This window comes from Chitinophaga sp. LS1, assembly GCF_034274695.1.
Taxonomy (GTDB): Bacteria; Bacteroidota; Bacteroidia; order Chitinophagales; family Chitinophagaceae; genus Chitinophaga.
Window position 1 is genome coordinate 7,677,526 of record NZ_CP128362.1, and the last position, 18,802, is coordinate 7,696,327.

The following is an 18,802-nucleotide window of genomic DNA, read 5'->3' on the forward strand; positions in this document are numbered from 1 at the left end:
TTTAAGGTTGTAAAGCAAGAGAATTGCTTCTGCAGAAGAATAGATAATCTAGGATACAGATCAATCGTTAATCAGCATTAAGGACAGAAGCATGGCTAGTTTGAATTTTTACTGTTATTATTACGTAGTATGATGATTATCTCTTAACGCTAAGTTTGATCGGCGTTTCATCAAGATAAAAATATGTTTTACCATCGCTTTCATCTTTTACGAATATCGCCATTAGTACTCCTTTCTGTTTCGCCATTCTATCCTTCCACTCTGTGATGGTAATAATTTTTTTATCGGCAGTATATTCCCAGTAACCGTTATCTATTCTGAGTTCCGGATCATCTGATGTAACGACTGCCTGATGATTGGCTTTAAATGTAAATGTACTTTTTCGGAATGCTTTTTTTATCATATTAAAGGGCTGCTGCTCAATCGGACTGATTTTGGATGTCATGGCCACCTCTTCTACATGCCAGATACCGATAATTGAATCTTTGCTCTGGGCTGATAATAGTGTACATTTCAATGTGATGGCCAGGGTGATCAGCATAGGTTTTAATAGTCTTGAATATTTCATAGATATCTCTTATTTAGCTTAAACTAGCAAGATATAAAGCGCACTTGTTAAAGCGTATACTTAGAGGTATAGCATAATATTTATATACAAGCCTGTAGTCAGAAATTAATTATGTCCAGCAAAAGTCTACTTGCTATCTTTGATATACTGCCTAACTTTTGCAGTGGAATGTCCTACTTTTCGTACTGCGGCATATAGCTTTTGGTAGGAGACACCCAATTCTTTGCACCAATACTGCACTTCCCAATCCTCTGTAAGGCTTATTTTGCTGCTATCCTGTGGGCGCTTTCTTTTTAGATTGTCTGACATAACATAATTATTTTATGGATTAGCAATTTTCCCCTGGAACTTAAAAATTAGTTCAAATTAAGATATTTATTTTCCTGCTGATCAAAAATATCATAAAAAAAAATTATCAGCAGGGAGTAAGGAACAAGAGATGTTTTCACTAATAGCGGAGCGTGTGAGCAGCGAATAAACGGCAAAAGCATTTTGTGAATTGCATGGCTCTCTTCGATATAATTGGAAAAATAGCTTTCATAAAAAGCCATATTAGCAAAAGATTGACTACTGGTATTGCGGTCCGGCCTTCTTATAAATTGCTTTTGCTGAAGTGCAGCAAAAAGCGCTTCAAACAAGGCCACTCTAGGCCCAATAAATTATTAATTGTAATCCTGCTGCTAACGGCTAATACAAACATACAGGCACAAACGCCCAATCCTTTTCAGTCCATCGGTAAAAAAGCAAAAATAAAAACTGCTTATGGAGGACGTTTTGATGAATTTTTTGATTACGATAGTATTCAACGTGTAGGGTCTGTTCTAATGAATATCTATACTAAAAAAATAGTTCGCTTGCTGGATGTGGACAAAGTGTTTCTGGAATTTTCAGACAATTCCAGTTCCAGCCGGTGGTATAGCGTAGATCCTTTGGCAGATCAGCAAACACAATGGAGTCCTTATCATTTTGCCTACGATAATCCAATCAGATACAACGATCCGGATGGACGTATTCCAGGCGACTTCTACGATCAACAAGGTAACAAGATTGGCACTGATGGTAAAGCAGATCAAAAAGTATATGTGTAAACAGACCAAAAAGAGGTGCAATCCGCTCAGAAATCTACAGCTAAGGGTAAAACCCTTGATGCAGATAAAATGCAGTCTGATATATTGTTGCCAAGTGAGCACGTCCGCACAAGAATTGGAGAAGCGGTGGACAGATCAAATAACCCTTCCACCGCAGCAGACGATGCCACCGGAGGTATGCACGAAGAAGGCGGTTATTACGGCACAAATGCGAGTGGAAAGGAAATTGCAATTAGGGCGAATCCTGGCGAGGCTTATGTGGAGGGTACAAGCGGCGTTGGGGTTAAATCCAACCAAGCAGGAGATCAGTATGATGCAAGCTACAGAAGCCAGGATAATAAAGAAGGGACATTTCATGTACATCCTAAAGGGGATGGCAAAACGGCTTTCGTTCAACCGCCATCAGGAGCTGATCTCCGCAACTCTGTATCCAGAGGATTGCCGGGGAATAACTATGTATTAGGTGCAGGAAACAATACAGTTTATATTTACAAACCGGTAAATGGTACAGGCACCGTAATTGCCACATTTCCGTTGAATACTTTTATTACCGTTAAAGCTAAATAAAATATGCAAGGCAAGCTGATAATTCTATTTTCCATATTTTTTATTCTTTCAGGCTGTTCAGGACAGGAGAAGAAACGGCCTGCATCTGAAAGCAAAACATCTAATAAAAAACTATTAGTAAGTTTTACGCTTAACGATAGCACTATCAATATCAATGACCGCTTTAATCTATGGTTGGCCAACGGGATAGATACATTACATGCTTCAATAAAAGGGAATGAACTTGTCTTGCCTGATTTTATAGAAAAAAAAGATACAGGATATACAGTTGGCTTTGAATGCAGTGGATATAAACTTCATTTCAGCAGCATTACAAAGCGGATGATATTTTCGGGCCAAGATGTAGAATGGAAATTTGGCGTTCAGAACAAAGCGCTAACTAATAATTATCGAGGCTTACTTTCCGAACAGGAATATAAATCAGGCAAAAAATACAATGAAATACAATTTCTACAATTCAATCCACTTGAAGAAGGTGATGGTATCCAGTTTGTAAATAAAATTGAATAGCGGGATAACAAAGCCCCCTTAAATCCCTACTCACTGATGAGAATATATGCACTCCTTATTTTGCTTATAATTATTAGCGGCAACAGATTATTAGGACAGGATAGTTCAATACAGGTTTATCAGCATGCACTTCGTGAATTGGAACAATTAGCGACCACCCCATATAAAGGGAGCTTTAAAAGAGCTGTTTTTATAACTGAGAACGCCTATAGTAGAAACCATCTATATAGTAGAAACCATCTAAGCGAGACAGAATTTAACAATAACATACTGCAGCTCACTACACTTGCCACCGTTGAGTAAACATTGCAGCGTTTCGCATTCAATTCGGAACAGACTGCTTATCGAGAATACAGGTGCCTTTATAAAATAAGTTAAAAAGACCTTGCAGCTCTTTAAGTTCATTATTCTGAGCATTCAAACAAAGAAGACTGTTTATTAAAGTGTACTTGAATAGATATAGGCTTATGAAAACAAAACAGTTATGTAGGAAAAGAAGTAACATATTATAAATCAGGAATTCTTTTCAAATAATGCAGCAAAAACTCATCATTGAAATGTTTACACTGAACCTGCGGTGGTTAAATTATGGGAAAAGATAATGCACGAGGCTGAAACGCTATATATGAAAGCTCTACCTAACATACCAAAAGATAAACTGCCTGTTAAGGGGAAAGATACTCCAGCCTTATATATTTTCTCAGAAGACCTTAAACCAATGTTAAGAGATACACCAATTCGCCAGGAACAAATAAGCCGGCGATGGAATAGCCACGTTAAAAAGGCACTAAACATCACAGCAGACTTTTACTCGCTAAAGCACTCTCGTACATCTGATGACATTAATAGCGAGATTAGAAAAGTGATAAAGAAAGCCACTAGAAAGGCGGCAAGGAAAAATGGCCATACCACATCCAGGATGGTGGAACAGGTTTATGATACCCAATATAAAGACAGGTTATTTAAAATTAACAAGAATTCAAAATCTCAATTTGCCCCAGAAGATCTACATACAATTACCAATATTAAAAACCATCAATAGTTATACATGTATGTAATTTATTGAATGTTAAATAATTATCCTAATACTTTATTAATTCCCAAATTTCGACATTTAGTGCGTTTGCCAGTTTAATTATAGTGGTAAGAGTAGGGTTAACTTTTCCCAACTCGATTCTACTAACAGTATCCGGACTTAGATCTGCTTCATATGCTAAATCTGGCTGTGATTTCTCAAGTGCGTTCCGCAAATCGCGAATTCGCTTCCCAAAATTCACTTTAATGTGTTCTTCATTAAACTCTTCCATTAATAGCGAACATATAAAGAAACAATATTATAATCCTAGACACTCTCAATTACGTTATTAGACCTAGGATTATAATACTAATCTATTTACTACATTCGTAATATGAGAGCAAGGAAGTTTACCGTGGACGGCTTCCCCTGCTGGGCCAGACCTATTCCACATACCGATGTAGTAAATATCACAAATGATAACAATAAAGTTATCTATGCTGAGTAATCAAAGAGCTCTAAGCAGTTCAAAAAAATTTCTGAAGAAATGGTAAGAGATAGACAAGAAAAATTATTACTGGTCCTTAGCGCATATTACTAATAACGCAATCTGCAAGACTTCTACTATAAAATGAAACAGAGTTCAGATACAACAATGAAAGAAATTTCAGAAGAGTTTGGGAAATATCCGGAGATCCCAGAATCCCATATGATGCAGGCGATTGGTATAATTCTAAATCACTTCAACACTGCCAAAGGGAGCACGATAGAAACGGCTGTACAAGATTTTATAAAATTTTACGAACTGGCCGAGGGTGTCGAGATGAAGAAAATAGGCGAATGAATGAATATTAATAATAAACGAACTATATATAAATTTGTTTAATTATATTAAATCTATTATAGATAGGATATAATTAACAAGGGAAAGCTCAAAACATATCTACGTTTTAGAGGGTCTTTCAAAAAAAACGTCTGAGAATTGGGGTTTCCCAAGCCGCAAAAAACAATAAACAATTTTCTTCCTTTCCAGGAGGAAACGATATTTTATAAAAGACGGCACAGAATTCAAAGAAGGGAATAGGCTCTTGCCTCTTATTTGACGATAATAATAATTGCCATTTATTCAGCACTTATATAAGTTGCTAATAAATAAATAATTATACATATAGAATTAGCAATAATAAAAATTAAAGATTAATTATTCTATACCTTCCATATTGCATGGTCTAAATTCTCTGACCTTTTTCAAACAACAATTAACGCCCAGTCACTGAAAGAAACTATTATTGGAAATCAATTTCTTATATGTTAATTTGAGCGTTTTGAGCGTTTTCTTGAGAGATAAATGTTAAATGCATTTGTTGTTCCGTTAACGGGTACTATATTTGTACCATCATCAATTGTAATAATTGTATTGCACTATACTACCAAAACTGAACTATATGGCTGGAATATCTATCAAACCCGGTAAAGACGGCCAATCTGCTAACATTGAAATGAAGTTGCCAGTAATTATCTTTAAAGAGCAGGGCACTTTTATAGCACACATTCCCATTCTTGATCTTTCTGGATACGGTAATTCGAAAAAGGAAGCTCTTGATTCATTGGATATAGTGCTTACGGATTATATATGTTACGCAGTTGAAAATAATACTTTGCACGATGATTTAATTTCTCGTGGGTTTATTTTCAAAAATCACCAGGTAAACCCGCCAGGGCTGGAAAAATCCATTAAGCTCTTCCCTTATAACTTAAAAAGAGTTTTAGAGAATAAGGACTATACAAAAACCGATAAATCCATACGCATCCCTGCTTATTATTAATGAATACTTTTAAGCTATCAAATATATCATTAGATGAATTCAGAGATTTTCTGAAATTTAATGGTTGCGTATGCCATGCATCTACGGGCGGTTCTGGACATGAAAAATGGGTTAGACCTGGATTGCAGAGGCCATTAACTTTACAGACACACACTACTCCTGTCCCGGAGTTTATTATTAAAAATGGTCTGCGTAATTTGGGACTAACAAAAAAAGATTATCAAGAATACCTTAAAAGCAAAACTAAATCTAATAAACAAGCCGGGTAAACACCCTACGGTTTGGACACAAATAATGATATTATATTTGTCCGAAAGTGCAGACCAGATATTTAGAAGATTTAAAAGACAAGCGATTGTTGAACAGAGGCAACTCTATTCTCAATCGCTTGTTTTGTAATAGTGTACATTCTATTCGTCAATTAGCCACCAACGATTCTGAGGCCAAAGCCTTCTACCGTTTTCTTCAGAACGATCATGTTAGTGAGGCAGATATTATCAGAAATATGTCCTCCAATTGCCAGTCCTGCGTTATCGGAAGGCCAGTTCTTTGCATTCAGGATAGCAGTGAGATCAATTTGTATGACCACCACAATCGCATTAAAAAAGATAGTTATATAGGGTTAACCAATGGAACAGAATCCGGACTTGGCTTCTTTATTCATCCGAGTTTCATAATAGATGCTGAGACATTTATGCCATATGGATTTGCTAATGTAAAAGTCTGGAACAGGGGACACACAGCCGTACCCAAAGACAAGTCTCATGCTAAGAACCTGCTTGGGATGGAGGAAAAGGAATCTTACAAATGGATAGAATCATCCATTAAAAGTAAACAGGTACTTAATAAAGCCACTGAAGTTATTATTATCCAGGATCGGGAAGGCGATATTTATGAACAATTTTGCCAGATTCCAGACGATCGTACCCATTTGCTGATCAGGGCCAAAGCCAATCGCGTACTTGCCGATAAAAGCAAGCTTTTCGGGCACCTGTCACAATTACCGCTACAAGGCAGTTACGAACTCAATCTGGAAGGGGATAAAAGGAAAGGCATAAAAAAAAGGACAGCCACAATGGAGGTGCGATACAGTAAAATAACCATTGGCAGAAATCAGTATAATGACAAGAGCATGCCGCCTACAGTAACCCTTTATGCCATTGAAGCCAGAGAATCTACAGAAGGGGTCGACAATCCGATACTTTGGCGATTGCTGACCACGATGAGCGTTGAAAGCCTTGACGCAGCATTGCTTTGCATAGAATGGTATACTTGTCGATGGATTATTGAGGAAGTGTTTCGGATCTTGAAAAAAGAGGGGTTTAATATTGAGGCCAGTGAACTTGCTCAGGGTAAATCCATCAGAAAACTATGTCTGATGATGATGGAAACAATTGTTAAACTCTTCATCTTGCAAATAGCCTATAGCTCAGAAGAAGAAGTACCCCCATCCTGTTGCTTTTCTTCAGAGCAAACTCAATGTATGGAAATGCAAATGCAGCTACTGGAGGGCAAAACCGAAAAATTGAAAAACCCGTATAAACCGTCTGATTTAAAACGATTTATATGGGTTATTGGCAGATTAGGCGGATGGAAAGGCTACTCATCCGAACGAAAACCGGGAATAACTACCTTTTGGATTGGCCTCAAAAAGTTTAGCGATATTTTTCAAGGATTCATGCTTTTTAGAGATGTGTCCAAACCGTAGGGTAAACACCCGGCTTGTTATCACATTAACCAAAGTCTAAATTGTAGCTATTTAATCTCCGGCCAGTCGCAATATGCACCCTGAATCTCACCCTCATAAACCGGAACTTCACTTTTATGCGCAACAGAATACCTGAGTACAACTGGACCGTCCTGATTCATAAATGTTACGGCTAAATTCGAATGCCCTTTTTCATGAAAATAGCTTACTCCAATTGGGCATCTTCTATTTTAGCTCACTGATATATGTAAAATCATCCCGACTTACCAACGAAAGTTTGATGAGTCGAATCAGTCACTGGCCGTTAATAAGGTCAAGGCAAAAGGCAATTTGTGCATCCCTGTTTTTGTATATATCGCTTTGGGAGTCAGGTACGCTAAATCCAGGTGTTATGCCGCAATCTGGCTTGTCAGGATGATAGTTATAAATGAGCGGCAAATCAATTTCAAAATGAGAATAAGGAAGGGTCAGAAAGAAGAACTGGCCTCCATTAATACCTTGTCGATCCCCCCGGTTGTTTCGCCAACGACAGTTCCTAATTGGTTCATTTTGAAATTTCTTGCCATTTCATAACTCGCAGAACTGTTCTTTGCGTTTATCAACAAATATACTTTCCCTTTGAAAACTTTTTCTTTTGGTGTTATGTACGCACAATCGTCGTGGTCTTTCTTTTGTTCGTATAAATTCAGTTTATTAATGAAAAAATGAGTGGGATCTTTGGGTGCTTTGAATGACCTGTCCCAGGTAGACAGGTAAAGCAGTAAGCTGTCCGGTACGGTCAAAAAACGGAAACAGCGGTGGTCCGGATCATCACAACCTAATTTTTGGCGGGTAATATAGGAAAGTATATAATTACCCGTATTATCCCCTCCCTCATTATTACGAATATCAATGATGAGGGTGCTGACTTTTGCTTTTGACATCACATCTGCAAATATGCTGTCGACATACTTCCTGGTATTAAAGGGACTGTTCCAGAAGGCAAATGGTAAACCATCGAGCATCCCCATATCCCTTTCTGATGATTTATATCAAAAAAGACGTATAGACTGTTAATAACATGTGCAGATGTTTCCATTGATAAAATGTAATAGAGTTGAGCGGGTAACTATTTTTGCCGTTAAATAAATAGTTATGCCACATTACATTTGCAGCAATCCATTTCTTCGTTTAAATGAAGGTATTGAGACCATGATGTATCATAGTGACAGCCCTCGTTATTTTTCATGTTTTTAGTTTTCTTACATTTGTACAAACTCATACTATGAAATTTAATAAACTACTACTGTTTTTGTGCTGTATGCCCTTAACAGCACTCTATGCCCAGAAAACAAACAAGATTGACAGTGTTGGTAATGTTGGTATTGGTACAACTACTCCTGCAAACACTTTAAATGTTTATCCTGCTGGTAGAGGTGGTATTTTAATTGGTAACCCAAATATAGGTTCCGGGGGGTATACAAATCTTCAACTCCTGACTTCATCAGACCAAGGCGGTTTTGGCGTTATCCAGGCAGTCTCAAGTGCAGGTAGTACCTTGGGAAATATCGTTATGAATTCGAAGGGTGGAAACGTGGGTATAGGCGATTCTGTGCCCAGCACTAAATTGAGTGTGGCTGGAAATATTTTGGCCACCGACCTTGAGTTAGGAAGGGCCGGTGTTGAAAATTACCCATACATTGACTTTCACTATTACACCGGCACTACGCAGGATTATAATGTGAGGATCCAAAATGTATTGGATAAGTATCTTATATTTTCTGCTCTTAATGGTGATATCATTATGCCTGTGCAGGGAACACTTAGCGCAAAGAAAATTAAAGTATCCACTTCCGGTTGGCCTGATTATGTATTCAGTAAGCAGTATGAATTACCGACGCTTGCTTCAGTAAAGAGTTATATTGAGCAAAATCAGCATCTGCCAAATGTACCTTCTGCTGAGGAGGTGGAAGAGAATGGACAGGATCTGGGAGAGATGAATAAGGTGTTGTTGAGAAAAGTAGAGGAGCTGACGCTTTATTTGATTGAACAGCAGAAAGTGAATGAGGAGTTGAATAGAAGGTTGGTTGCGTTGGAGAATAAATAGACGGAATAAAGAATTGTATTCAATTAAACAAGTACCGCTATTCAGCGATGCTTGTTTAATCCTCAAAAATGAACAAAAGTGAACAAGGAAGAGGTTTGTTTTATTTTTGGTAACTACATAATAGTGTTACGTTAATCATTAATTGACGGATATAATCTTTTCAACTTTACTCTTGCTTCTTTGTTTGTAAACTGCCAATTTATTTGACTATTTTTATTATTTCCGTTTATTTGCCACTCAGTAACCTCTTCTTTAACCTTCTCCATTGTAGATATATACCTGTTCAAGCGTAAACCATCGAGCATCCCCATATCCCTTTCTGATGATTTATATCAAAAAAAGACGTATAGACTGTTAATAACATGTGCAGATATTTCCATTGATAAAATGTAATAGAGTTGAGCGGGTAACTATTTTTGCCGTTAAATAAATAGTTATGCCTCATTACATTTGCAGCAATCCGTTTCTTCGTTTAAATGAAGGTATTGAGACCATGATGTATCATAGTGACAGCCCTCGTTATTTTTCATGTATACAGTCGTTGGATTTAAACAGCAGGATGCCGGTTATATATGAGACAGGTTTAAATTTAGGTTTTGTTCATGTGACTCCCGACCAGCAGACACGCCTTTATTTCATTATAGTTGACGATAATCTCAACAAAGCCTCTTTACAAAAGATGCAGAAAGTAATGCAGGAACAGGCGCAGTTTTTTATCGATCAGTTTATTGCCGTAAAATATAAAGATAATGAGGATAAAAGCAAGTGGATGCTCATGCGTGACTATAACTCATTTACTCCTGGATTAAAGATTATTCACTTTAAAATTCATGATACCTTCCTCGTATCATGTGAGCGGGGGCTGTATGGCTGTACTACAGAGGAAGAGGTGTTTGAGTTCCTGACGGATATTTTAGAGTATCCTGAACAACACGTAGGGAAAGGAAGTTTCAATCTCATCGATCCTGCTAATACTCCTTCGATTCAGGCACTCTGAGTTTCAGCATAGTTATTTCGTGGTTGGGGCTTCCAGTTCTGCGGCAGCAGTTCCCATAATTTATTTTGTTTATGATCATTAATACGCAGCAGTACATCATGCAGATATTCATCAGGATCTATTCCTTGCAATTTACAGGTTTGTATAAGGCTGTAGATAATAGCTGCGCGCTCTCCATGTTCATGCGACCCGGCAAACAATTAATTTTTCAATCCTACTTTAGTTGGACGGATTGCTTGCTCTACGAACATGTTCGATATTGATAGCATGCCGTCATTACAATACTCCGTCAGTTGCTTCATTCTTTTTAATGTATAAGCCATGGCGGTGTAAATGGGCGTACCTTCTATTACTTGAAGTTGTTTAAACTTTTAATTTTCTACAGAATAAGGTTATAAAGGCGAGCCAATGTAATCCCATCCAGGTGAAGGCTTTTGTTTCATAACGCACCAATAGGGCTTTGAAAGCATCGAGCCATGCATTTGCATGCTCAATTTTTGTTCTTTTTTTATATAATTCATCGTCAAAATAACGATACTGGTCTGTACTGGTCTTGCTATTACGCTTATTGGGTTTGACATTCAGCTCTATTTCTTCTTGTTCGCATACCTGACGAAACGCTTCACTATCAAAGCCCGGATCAGCATTCAAAAAAACACCTTTACAACTAATATCTGCTTGCTCCAATACTGCTATTATTTCTTCAAAGAGGCGGCTGATTTCAAACAAATCATTATGTTCTCCGCTTTGTGGACTACCTACAGATAGCAGTTGACCATTGTTATCTCTCAAATACAAGCTGTTTGTGGTCTTACACCCTTTTCTGCCCTGATAACCCACTTGTTCTCCGCCCCGTTTTGATGGTGTATGGCTACCATCTAATTGAGCACTTGACAGGTCTATTTTGCTCTTATTGGCTGATAATAACGCAATCCACGCCTGCCTGAACGATCCATCTTTACTCCATTTATTGAAATAGTAATATATCAGTTGCCAACTTACAGCATCCCCCTCACAATATTCTTTAAGGCTTAACTCTCGCCATTGACAACCTGTCTTCATCCGCTTCAGGATCAGCTGAACCACTTTTGTTAAACATATTTTCGATTTAAAGCCCCGTTTTCCCTTACTTACTTAAAGGAGGTATTATCCAATCTCTTATTTTATCTTCGTCTATGAGTCCCAGATTTGTTCTTTTTTTTCGCAAAACAAAAATCTACATTTCATGGGACTCTTGTATTTTCTTCATAAGTTTAAACAACTTCAAGGAAAAATTACTATGGGTCAGAATCTAAGTATTCCATGCATAGATAGCCCCCTTTTCCCGGAGGAAACCACCAATACTAAATTGCCCCTAAGATTTTTTCCAGACCGCTTCCCAATTTTTAAATTCTGCCGGTCGAACATAATAAGTTGCAAAATTACCCTCATGAAGGGACAACAATTCTGTGTCAACAGTTTCAATAAATCTCTCCTGATCTACCTGGGGTAGAGCTGCTGCCCTCCTGGCAATCAATTTCCCAGCTTCTCCCGGAGGTATGGCGTTAGCAACTATTTCAGTAATAAGGCTACGAATATCATTTCTATATCTGATTCTGAAGGGATCCGGTTCTCCTAATGACTGGCGTAAAGATGCATAGCGAAGTGCGGACCGTTCATATGCCCACATATAAACATCCTTTAAAAGTTCAATGTGATTGAGTTCATAGACCCCCAATGTTCCCATTATGTAAATATCGTTAGGCACATCAACAAATGCCAACGGAGCCAGGTTATATCTGTTTAATGATAAATTCGCCGCAAGACGGGAAACCCGTTTATTTACATCATCAAAAGGCTGGAGGTAAGGCAAATGTACCATTACAAAAAACGACTGTTCAAAAGGATCATTAATTTCCCTTGCCTTTTCAAGTATGATTTCAAACATTTCTTCAATCCCTTGTGGAATCGCCAGCGGTGTAAACACTGAATTGCCGATACCTACGCCAAATGTCCGCAATCGCCCTCTTGCTCCAGGATCCGGCAATAAGTTATTAGACAGCAAAGCATGCAGATTCTTTATTGTATAGCGGTTGTATCCTATATCCTCAGTCGTCTGGACTATAAACTCAATTGCATCCTTGTGATTGAGTATCATTTGAGCTTCTGCAGCTGATTTTTCGTCAGCAAACTTTCCAAGAGAGATCAGTTGTTGTGTATCTAACAGACTATATGTATTTCCCTCCAGGCGGCTGGAGTTCCAGGATAAATCGATCAACAGGCGTTGCAGAATCTCTTTAGCATATGTGCCTGCTGGTTGATGTAATCTTGCCGTCTTTCCTAATGTAGCAAGTTTACGTTTGTCATCCTCACTAAGATAACTATCAATGTTAGGTCGGTATGAAAGTAAAAAATCACGTTGATATCCCACAGGATAGCGAGTATTGGTCGGTTTGGAAATAATCTCCTGTATTTCTTTACCTCCTTCTGATAATGGGATGGTACTATTGTCTCCTCCACCTTTTTGCTTCTCAACAGGTGGAGTGGAAACTAAATGGTAAAGTCTGGCTTTAGTTTTACCTGAAGTAGCAATAATGCCGTCATCAATTAATTTATCCAAACGCCTATGTAAAGTTCGGAGCTCTATTCCAATATCCAGCGCATTCTTTATCATCTCAAGACTTGCTCCATCCCCAAACTTTTCCAGCGTTTTTCTAATCTGTTGTAATTCCTGAAGAATTTGAGTATAACTGACCTTTGCCATAAAACATCAATTATACCAAATTTACGACAATAAATTCAATTTTATTGTCGTAAATATTTTTTTTATGACATAATTATCGTTTATTGTCATTATTATGGTAATAATGTTTATTGTAATAATAAACATTAAGTAACCTATTGTTGATCCACTATACCGATTTTTTACCTCCCGGTAGTCCGTAGCGCTTAGTTTACCATCCAGCATAAGTTGCTGTGCATTGGCAATGCGAAGCCGGTTCTTGTCTATTTCCGCTTGTAATTCGATTGCCATATTGCTTTCTTCCTTACAGGTTTGCCGGTGGATTAGCCGTGCCTCTGTTCTTTTTTTAAAAAGCCTGCAGTTCGTTATGTGTTAGCCGATGCCCTTAATATCAGCCAGCAGAGTATTTCTTTACTGGAAACAAAGAAACGATTGAACCACCCATGCCCAAAAGACACTATTGAACCTATCCAGCAAAAGAACCAGATACAAACTATCTTAAGTCAATCTTAAGAATCTGCTAAACACATTCAAATATAGGGGAGACCATCTTTGTAAAAAAACGATTATGATCTCCCCAACACATCTCCATGCAATGGTAGTCCACTTTCCCATTGCTTTATTAATAGTAGGATTTTTATTTGAAGTGATTGGTTTTTTTTATAAAAAAGTATTCTTTCGGCAATCTGCTTTTTACCTTCTGATATTAGGGACGCTTGGTACTGTGGTTTCTTATCTTGCAGGCAATGCCGCTGGAGAAGGACTGGAAGAAGGACCATTAAACAAAGCAATGGAACTACATGAACAGGCAGCGACAATTGCTTTATGGCTAACTATTATCACCTCTGCAGTTTACTTGTGCATTCATTTTTTTAAATACTATAAAAGTTGGGCAAGAATTATAAGTGTTATTCTATTCGCCTGTGTAATTGCCGCTATTTCCAGAACAGGATATTTGGGGGGGGAATTGGTATATAAACATGGAGCTGGAGTAGAACTTGCCTTACCAGATTTTTCAAATCCTGATGCGAAATAAGCGAAATCCATATTTTTCTCTTTATCTTAACAATATGAGAATATTTTTGGCAGAAGACGAAATAGCTATTGCTGGCTTTTTAAAGGAAGGATTGGAGGAGGAAGGGTTTTCCGTAGATGTTGCCAATAGTGGCAGAGTAGCTCTTGAAATGGTAATAGCTAATTTGAATGAATATGATATCATTTTATTAGACTGGATGATGCCAGGTGTTAGTGGAATAGAAATTTGTAGGAGTATCCGTAAAGAAAACAAAGTTGTCCCAGTCATTTTTTTAACTGCAAAAGATACCGTAGATGATACGGTATTTGGCTTGGAAGCCGGTGCCAATGATTATTTAAAAAAGCCTTTTGCTTTTGAAGAATTATTGGCCCGTATCAGGGTGCTGCTTCGGAACAAAACAGGGGAACAGAATGTTTTTGAAACTGCAGACCTTGTATTGAATACAGATGCCCACCTGGTTACCAAAAATGGTAAGCCCATTGAGCTCACTCAAAAAGAATTTGCATTATTAGAATATCTGCTTCGTAATAAAGGTAAGGTTTGTAGACGGTCAAGAATTATTGAAAAAATTTGGGATATACATTTTGATAAAGATACTTCGGTAATAGACGTTTTTATCAATGCCCTGCGAAAGAAAATAGATACAAAAGACAAAGAATCATTCATTCAAACCATAAGAGGTGTTGGTTACCGTATAAATGATAATTAATGAAATTGAGTTTTAAAAAACGAATTGCTCTTTTTAACACCCTTGCTGTTGCTATAACAACGGCCATTGTATTTGTTATTATTTATGCAGTTGTTTATTTAAGTTCATACCGTCATCTTGATACCGATATTTTACTGGAAAAAGAGGAAATAATAAATTCACTTGACTGGAAAGAGGACAGTATAATCGTCATCAAAATGCCTGAATGGGAAGAAGCCGAACATAAAAAAGTAGAAGTCAATCCTACTTTTATTCAAATTGTAAATAACAAGGACAAGATGATTTTCAGATCGGAAAACCTGCGGTCGAATCACTTTTTATTTAACCCTTTGATTGCGAAAGAATATTTTTATAACACCACTATAGATAATCAACGGCTCAGGCTTGGACAATTTCCAGTTCAAAATGACGAAGGAAAAATTATCGGTCAACTGACAATCGGAGTTTCACAGCAGGAATCTTATTATGTATTACACAACCTTTTCATTACTCTTTGCATTTCATTCCTTATTCTTTTACTGGTACTATATTGTGTTATTTACTTTGCGGCTTCCAAAGCTATTGCTCCTGTACATCGGTTAATTCAGGCAGCTTCGGGCATTAATGATGTTAATATAAATACCCGCTTGCCATTGCCCGAGAATGAAGATGAAATTTACAAACTGGCAACTACTATAAATGAATTACTAAATAGAATAGATAGTAGCATTCAACAACAAAAACAATTTACTGCCGATGCTTCTCATGAAATAAGGACACCGCTTGCCGCCATCAAGGGCACCCTGGAAGTATTGCTTCGAAAAAAACGAGAACCGGAACAATACGAGGAAAAAATAAAAGAAGTGCTCACTCAAACAGACAGACTAAATCATTTGCTTGACCAACTATTGCAATTAGCTCGTCTTGAATCAGGTTCGATAAAAAAAGAAACAGTTGATCTAAATAATATTTTAAAAGAGGCAGAATTAAAATTTGGCAAACAAATACAGGAAAAGAAAATATGCGTTACATCAACCATTGCAGAATCCGTTTCAGTATATGCAAATAGCATTTTCTTATCTGTGATAGTAGACAATCTTTTTAGCAATGCTGTGAAATACGCAGCCACAAATGGAACAATAAATTGTAGTTGGAATATTGATACCAAAACATTCTCAATAACAAACGATGGTACAGTAATTACGCAACAACAAATACCGCTATTATTTAACCGGTTTTATCGTGCCGATGATTCAAGAAACTCTCTAATTCCAGGAAATGGCCTGGGACTGTCCATTGTTAAAAAATTGTCAGATATACAGCACATTGAAATAATTGTGTCCTCTTCTAAATCCAATACGATATTCTCTTTAAAATTCCCTGCATAATCTTTAGCCAATCTTAAGAAACTACAAAGGTGTGGTAAATGGCTGCAATAGCATCTTTGCTTTATCATTTTATTCACAACAAATAAAAAAAATGAAAAAGCTATTAATTATTCCATTTACGGTATTAACAACAATAAGTTTCTTTCTTATCTCCTGCGGCAACACTAATACGGATGCCGCTATGAAAGCTCCTTTACAAAATAAGGCGGATAATGCCTCCCAGAAATCAAATAAAGAAAGTGGTGAAAACGAAGTAAAGGAAAATGAGAAAGATGATAAGACATCTACCGAAAAATCTGCAAGCGATGTATCAACTGCTGATGCCAAAATAAAAACATTAGAAAATATACAGGCTGCTTTTAAAGGCGAAACAACTGCCAGTGCAAAGTACGCCGCCTATTCCAAAAAGGCAGAGCACGATGGCTACCATCAGATTGCTTTGCTTTTTAAAGCTGCATCCATAGCAGAAAATATTCATGCAAATAATCATAAGGCAGTTCTACAGGAATCAGGTGTTGCTACGCCAACGATTAAACCGGAATTTTCTGTAAAGACAACCAAAGAAAATTTGCAGGATGCCATAACGGGCGAAACGTATGAAGCTACTACTATGTATCCTGAGTTTTTAACCGTAGCGAATACAGCAGGTAATCAGTTGGCAATAATAAGTTTAAATTATGCTTACAAAACAGAAAAGAAACACAAAGTGATGTATGAAAATGCATTGGTGGCTTTGCAGAATAATACAGTCAAATCATTGCCAACAGTATTTTATGTTTGTCCTACTTGTGGTAATACTTATGAAACAACCGCCCCTAAACGTTGCGGCATTTCAATGACCAGCGGAGAAAAATTTCTTACAATTACTTCACTGTAAAATATGTTGATATGAACCAGGTACATTTGCATTTATTAATCACACATTTGCCGATTTTTGGGTCCATATTGGGTGGATTAGTTTTGGGGTATGGACTTTGGACAAAGAGCAATCAAACAAAAAATGCGGCCTATTTTATTTTTATCATCTCTGCCATTAGTGCATGTATAGCCTACTCAACAGGCGAGGGTGCCGAAGAAGCAGTTGAAAACATAAAAGGCGTATCAGAAACTATCATAAAGCAACATGAAGACTCGGCAAAGTATGCTTTGATAAGCCTGATTATATTAGGTATAATGTCGGTAATAGTCTTAGTAATGAGCCGTTTCGAAAATTTACTGATAAAACCCTCATCTATTATCGTTCTTATTCTTTCGGTTATAAGTTTTGTGCTGGTTGCCAGAACAGGCTACCTTGGCGGACAGATAAGACATACGGAAATTTCTACTGGTGTTGTTCAATATAATAATGAAGGAGAAAATGATAGTGATTAATTAAACTCATTTTTAATATTCAAATATCATTACAGGAGTCCTTCAGTTATTGAGGGATTCCATTTTCCATCTTAAAGCCACATCAAATAATGACTACATCTCCAAACAAAAATATTCAAACAGAAGTGGATGCTTCTTTTTTGTACAGCAAATTAGCAGATGCAGAATCTGATACAACGATTGCCAATGTATTCCGGCAAATGAGTGCTATAGAAAAAAATCATGCAGAGGCTTTTTTGAAAAAGTTGAATCCGGCATCAACTGGAATATTTCCACCACCATCTTTCAGAGCAAAGGCACTTATTACCATTGGTAAAATTTTTGGTTACGATTATGTGTTGGGGGTATTGATGGATACTGAAAAAAGTATTTCTACTGCTGTTATAAATGCCAAGAACAAAAATAAGTTACCCATTAACGGCAGCGAAACCAACCATGTAAAAATACTAAGGTCGCTTTTAGAAAATGAATCTAAGGTTACAGGAAGCAATGTAGCCAAATTTGAACGCAGGCACCGTTCTGTTGGAGGCAATGCTTTAAGGGCTGCAGTATTAGGCGGCAATGATGGTTTGGTTTCCAACTTTAGTTTAGTGATGGGTATTGCCGGGGCAACGGCAGGAGGTTCAGGTGTTTTGTTGGCTGGAGTGGCAGGATTATTAGCCGGTGCATTATCAATGGCATTAGGAGAATGGATTTCAGTTAAAAGTTCGCAGGAGTTGCATGAAAACCAAATGCAATTGGAGATGGATGAACTGGAAACAAATCCTGAAGGAGAACAAAAAGAGCTTGCATTAATCTATATTGCCAAAGGCATACCTGAAGATCAGGCAAATACCATGGCAGCAGAAATTATGCTGGATAAGAATCATGCATATGAAGTATTAGTGAAAGAAGAATTGGGCATCAACACAGAAGAACTGAAAGGCTCAGCTATGGAGGCTGCTGTTTATTCCTTTATACTTTTTGCCATTGGAGCTGTGATACCAGTTATTCCTTTTATGTTCACATCAGGTATAACAGCCATTAGCATTAGTGTTATTGGTAGTGCGGCTGGCTTATTTTTAATTGGTGCTGCCATTACGCTATTTACAGGTAAAAGTATTTGGTTCTCTGGTTTCAGGCAGGTATTATTTGGTTTGATTGCGGCGGCTATTACTTTTGGTATCGGAAAATTGATAGGCGTTTCTTTGGCGGGATAAAGCATTGAAGCTTTATCGCTTTACAAACTAACA

Annotated in this window: 23 protein-coding genes and 2 pseudogenes; 15 read left to right on the plus strand and 10 right to left on the minus strand. The window is 37.3% G+C overall.

Annotation, left to right across the window (positions count from 1 at the left end; translation table 11 throughout):
• Window positions 1-136 precede the first annotated feature (136 nt).
• Both QQL36_RS31520 and QQL36_RS31525 read right to left on the minus strand, forming a co-directional pair.
• Window positions 137-568 (minus strand): hypothetical protein, encoded by a 432-nt coding sequence (locus QQL36_RS31520; RefSeq protein ID WP_321568006.1) that lies wholly within the window; start codon window positions 566-568, stop codon window positions 137-139.
• A gap of 126 nt (window positions 569-694) precedes the next feature.
• The gene (locus tag QQL36_RS31525; RefSeq protein WP_321568007.1) at window positions 695-877 is read right to left on the minus strand and encodes a DUF3606 domain-containing protein; all 183 of its coding nucleotides are present in this window, start codon (window positions 875-877) and stop codon (window positions 695-697) included.
• A gap of 296 nt (window positions 878-1,173) precedes the next feature.
• Between QQL36_RS31525 and QQL36_RS31530 the strand changes: the two genes are divergently transcribed.
• The 4 genes from QQL36_RS31530 to QQL36_RS31545 all read left to right on the plus strand — a co-directional run bounded on the left by QQL36_RS31530 (window position 1,174) and on the right by QQL36_RS31545 (window position 3,775).
• On the plus strand, window positions 1,174-1,656 hold the full coding sequence (locus QQL36_RS31530) for a hypothetical protein (RefSeq protein WP_321568008.1): 483 nt from the start codon (window positions 1,174-1,176) through the stop codon (window positions 1,654-1,656).
• 15 nt (window positions 1,657-1,671) lie between these two features.
• Window positions 1,672-2,223, plus strand: coding sequence for a hypothetical protein (locus tag QQL36_RS31535; protein WP_321568009.1), 552 nt, complete (start codon window positions 1,672-1,674; stop codon window positions 2,221-2,223).
• Window positions 2,224-2,226: 3 nt separating this feature from the next.
• On the plus strand, window positions 2,227-2,733 hold the full coding sequence (locus QQL36_RS31540; protein ID WP_321568010.1) for a hypothetical protein: 507 nt from the start codon (window positions 2,227-2,229) through the stop codon (window positions 2,731-2,733).
• Window positions 2,734-3,358: 625 nt separating this feature from the next.
• Window positions 3,359-3,775 carry a hypothetical protein gene (locus tag QQL36_RS31545; protein ID WP_321568011.1) on the plus strand — a complete coding sequence of 139 codons (417 nt, stop codon included), beginning with the start codon at window positions 3,359-3,361 and terminating at the stop codon, window positions 3,773-3,775.
• 40 nt (window positions 3,776-3,815) lie between these two features.
• Here the strand turns inward: QQL36_RS31545 and QQL36_RS35810 are convergent, their stop codons facing one another.
• Window positions 3,816-4,040: a helix-turn-helix domain-containing protein gene (locus QQL36_RS35810; protein WP_415751040.1), complete on the minus strand. Its 225-nt coding sequence runs from the start codon at window positions 4,038-4,040 to the stop codon at window positions 3,816-3,818.
• Window positions 4,041-4,379: 339 nt separating this feature from the next.
• Between QQL36_RS35810 and QQL36_RS31550 the strand changes: the two genes are divergently transcribed.
• The 3 genes from QQL36_RS31550 to QQL36_RS31560 all read left to right on the plus strand — a co-directional run bounded on the left by QQL36_RS31550 (window position 4,380) and on the right by QQL36_RS31560 (window position 7,282).
• Window positions 4,380-4,592, plus strand: coding sequence for a hypothetical protein (locus QQL36_RS31550; RefSeq protein WP_321568012.1), 213 nt, complete (start codon window positions 4,380-4,382; stop codon window positions 4,590-4,592).
• A 601-nt stretch (window positions 4,593-5,193) separates the two neighbouring features.
• Window positions 5,194-5,574, plus strand: a complete 381-nt coding sequence (locus QQL36_RS31555) for a hypothetical protein (RefSeq protein WP_321568013.1) — start codon at window positions 5,194-5,196, stop codon at window positions 5,572-5,574.
• 316 nt (window positions 5,575-5,890) lie between these two features.
• Window positions 5,891-7,282: an IS4 family transposase gene (locus QQL36_RS31560; RefSeq protein ID WP_321568014.1), complete on the plus strand. Its 1,392-nt coding sequence runs from the start codon at window positions 5,891-5,893 to the stop codon at window positions 7,280-7,282.
• Window positions 7,283-7,749: 467 nt separating this feature from the next.
• Here QQL36_RS31560 and QQL36_RS31565 read toward each other — a convergent pair whose 3' ends face one another.
• On the minus strand, window positions 7,750-8,292 hold the full coding sequence (locus QQL36_RS31565; protein ID WP_321568015.1) for a S41 family peptidase: 543 nt from the start codon (window positions 8,290-8,292) through the stop codon (window positions 7,750-7,752).
• 254 nt (window positions 8,293-8,546) lie between these two features.
• Here QQL36_RS31565 and QQL36_RS31570 point away from each other — a divergent pair, with 254 nt between their 5' ends.
• Complete coding sequence (locus QQL36_RS31570; RefSeq protein ID WP_321568016.1) at window positions 8,547-9,368, plus strand: hypothetical protein; 822 nt, start codon at window positions 8,547-8,549, stop codon at window positions 9,366-9,368.
• Window positions 9,369-9,499: 131 nt separating this feature from the next.
• Here QQL36_RS31570 and QQL36_RS35815 read toward each other — a convergent pair.
• Window positions 9,500-9,625: pseudogene (locus QQL36_RS35815) on the minus strand (IS630 family transposase); the annotation flags it as partial.
• A gap of 179 nt (window positions 9,626-9,804) precedes the next feature.
• On the opposite strand from QQL36_RS35815, the gene QQL36_RS31575 reads away from it, so the two are divergent.
• Entirely contained in the window at window positions 9,805-10,365 is a 561-nt protein-coding gene (locus tag QQL36_RS31575) for a hypothetical protein (RefSeq protein ID WP_321568017.1), read from the plus strand.
• Here QQL36_RS31575 and QQL36_RS35820 read toward each other — a convergent pair.
• The 5 genes and pseudogenes from QQL36_RS35820 to QQL36_RS31590 all read right to left on the minus strand — a co-directional run bounded on the left by QQL36_RS35820 (window position 10,353) and on the right by QQL36_RS31590 (window position 13,108).
• A complete protein-coding gene (locus QQL36_RS35820; protein WP_415751041.1) occupies window positions 10,353-10,565 on the minus strand; it encodes a transposase domain-containing protein in 213 nt (70 codons plus the stop codon). The genes QQL36_RS31575 and QQL36_RS35820 overlap by 13 nt on opposite strands.
• Window positions 10,566-10,715, minus strand: a complete 150-nt coding sequence (locus tag QQL36_RS35825; RefSeq protein ID WP_415751086.1) for an IS66 family transposase — start codon at window positions 10,713-10,715, stop codon at window positions 10,566-10,568. It lies immediately after the preceding gene.
• Between the two features lie 13 nt (window positions 10,716-10,728).
• Window positions 10,729-11,298 carry a transposase gene (locus QQL36_RS31580; RefSeq protein WP_415751087.1) on the minus strand — a complete coding sequence of 190 codons (570 nt, stop codon included), beginning with the start codon at window positions 11,296-11,298 and terminating at the stop codon, window positions 10,729-10,731.
• A gap of 15 nt (window positions 11,299-11,313) precedes the next feature.
• Window positions 11,314-11,475: pseudogene (locus QQL36_RS31585) on the minus strand (transposase); the annotation flags it as partial.
• Window positions 11,476-11,719: 244 nt separating this feature from the next.
• The gene (locus QQL36_RS31590) at window positions 11,720-13,108 is read right to left on the minus strand and encodes a Fic family protein (protein ID WP_321568018.1); all 1,389 of its coding nucleotides are present in this window, start codon (window positions 13,106-13,108) and stop codon (window positions 11,720-11,722) included.
• Between the two features lie 547 nt (window positions 13,109-13,655).
• On the opposite strand from QQL36_RS31590, the gene QQL36_RS31595 reads away from it, so the two are divergent.
• The 6 genes from QQL36_RS31595 to QQL36_RS31620 all read left to right on the plus strand — a co-directional run bounded on the left by QQL36_RS31595 (window position 13,656) and on the right by QQL36_RS31620 (window position 18,769).
• The gene (locus tag QQL36_RS31595; protein WP_321568019.1) at window positions 13,656-14,123 is read left to right on the plus strand and encodes a DUF2231 domain-containing protein; all 468 of its coding nucleotides are present in this window, start codon (window positions 13,656-13,658) and stop codon (window positions 14,121-14,123) included.
• 34 nt (window positions 14,124-14,157) lie between these two features.
• On the plus strand, window positions 14,158-14,832 hold the full coding sequence (locus tag QQL36_RS31600) for a response regulator transcription factor (protein WP_083730396.1): 675 nt from the start codon (window positions 14,158-14,160) through the stop codon (window positions 14,830-14,832).
• Window positions 14,832-16,199 (plus strand): sensor histidine kinase, encoded by a 1,368-nt coding sequence (locus tag QQL36_RS31605; RefSeq protein ID WP_321568020.1) that lies wholly within the window; start codon window positions 14,832-14,834, stop codon window positions 16,197-16,199. Before QQL36_RS31600 ends, QQL36_RS31605 begins: the two co-directional genes overlap by 1 nt.
• A 91-nt stretch (window positions 16,200-16,290) precedes the next feature.
• Entirely contained in the window at window positions 16,291-17,076 is a 786-nt protein-coding gene (locus QQL36_RS31610) for a rubrerythrin family protein (protein WP_321568021.1), read from the plus strand.
• Between the two features lie 11 nt (window positions 17,077-17,087).
• The gene (locus QQL36_RS31615; protein WP_321568022.1) at window positions 17,088-17,570 is read left to right on the plus strand and encodes a DUF2231 domain-containing protein; all 483 of its coding nucleotides are present in this window, start codon (window positions 17,088-17,090) and stop codon (window positions 17,568-17,570) included.
• Between the two features lie 89 nt (window positions 17,571-17,659).
• Window positions 17,660-18,769, plus strand: a complete 1,110-nt coding sequence (locus QQL36_RS31620) for a VIT1/CCC1 transporter family protein (protein ID WP_321568023.1) — start codon at window positions 17,660-17,662, stop codon at window positions 18,767-18,769.
• Window positions 18,770-18,802 lie beyond the last annotated feature (33 nt).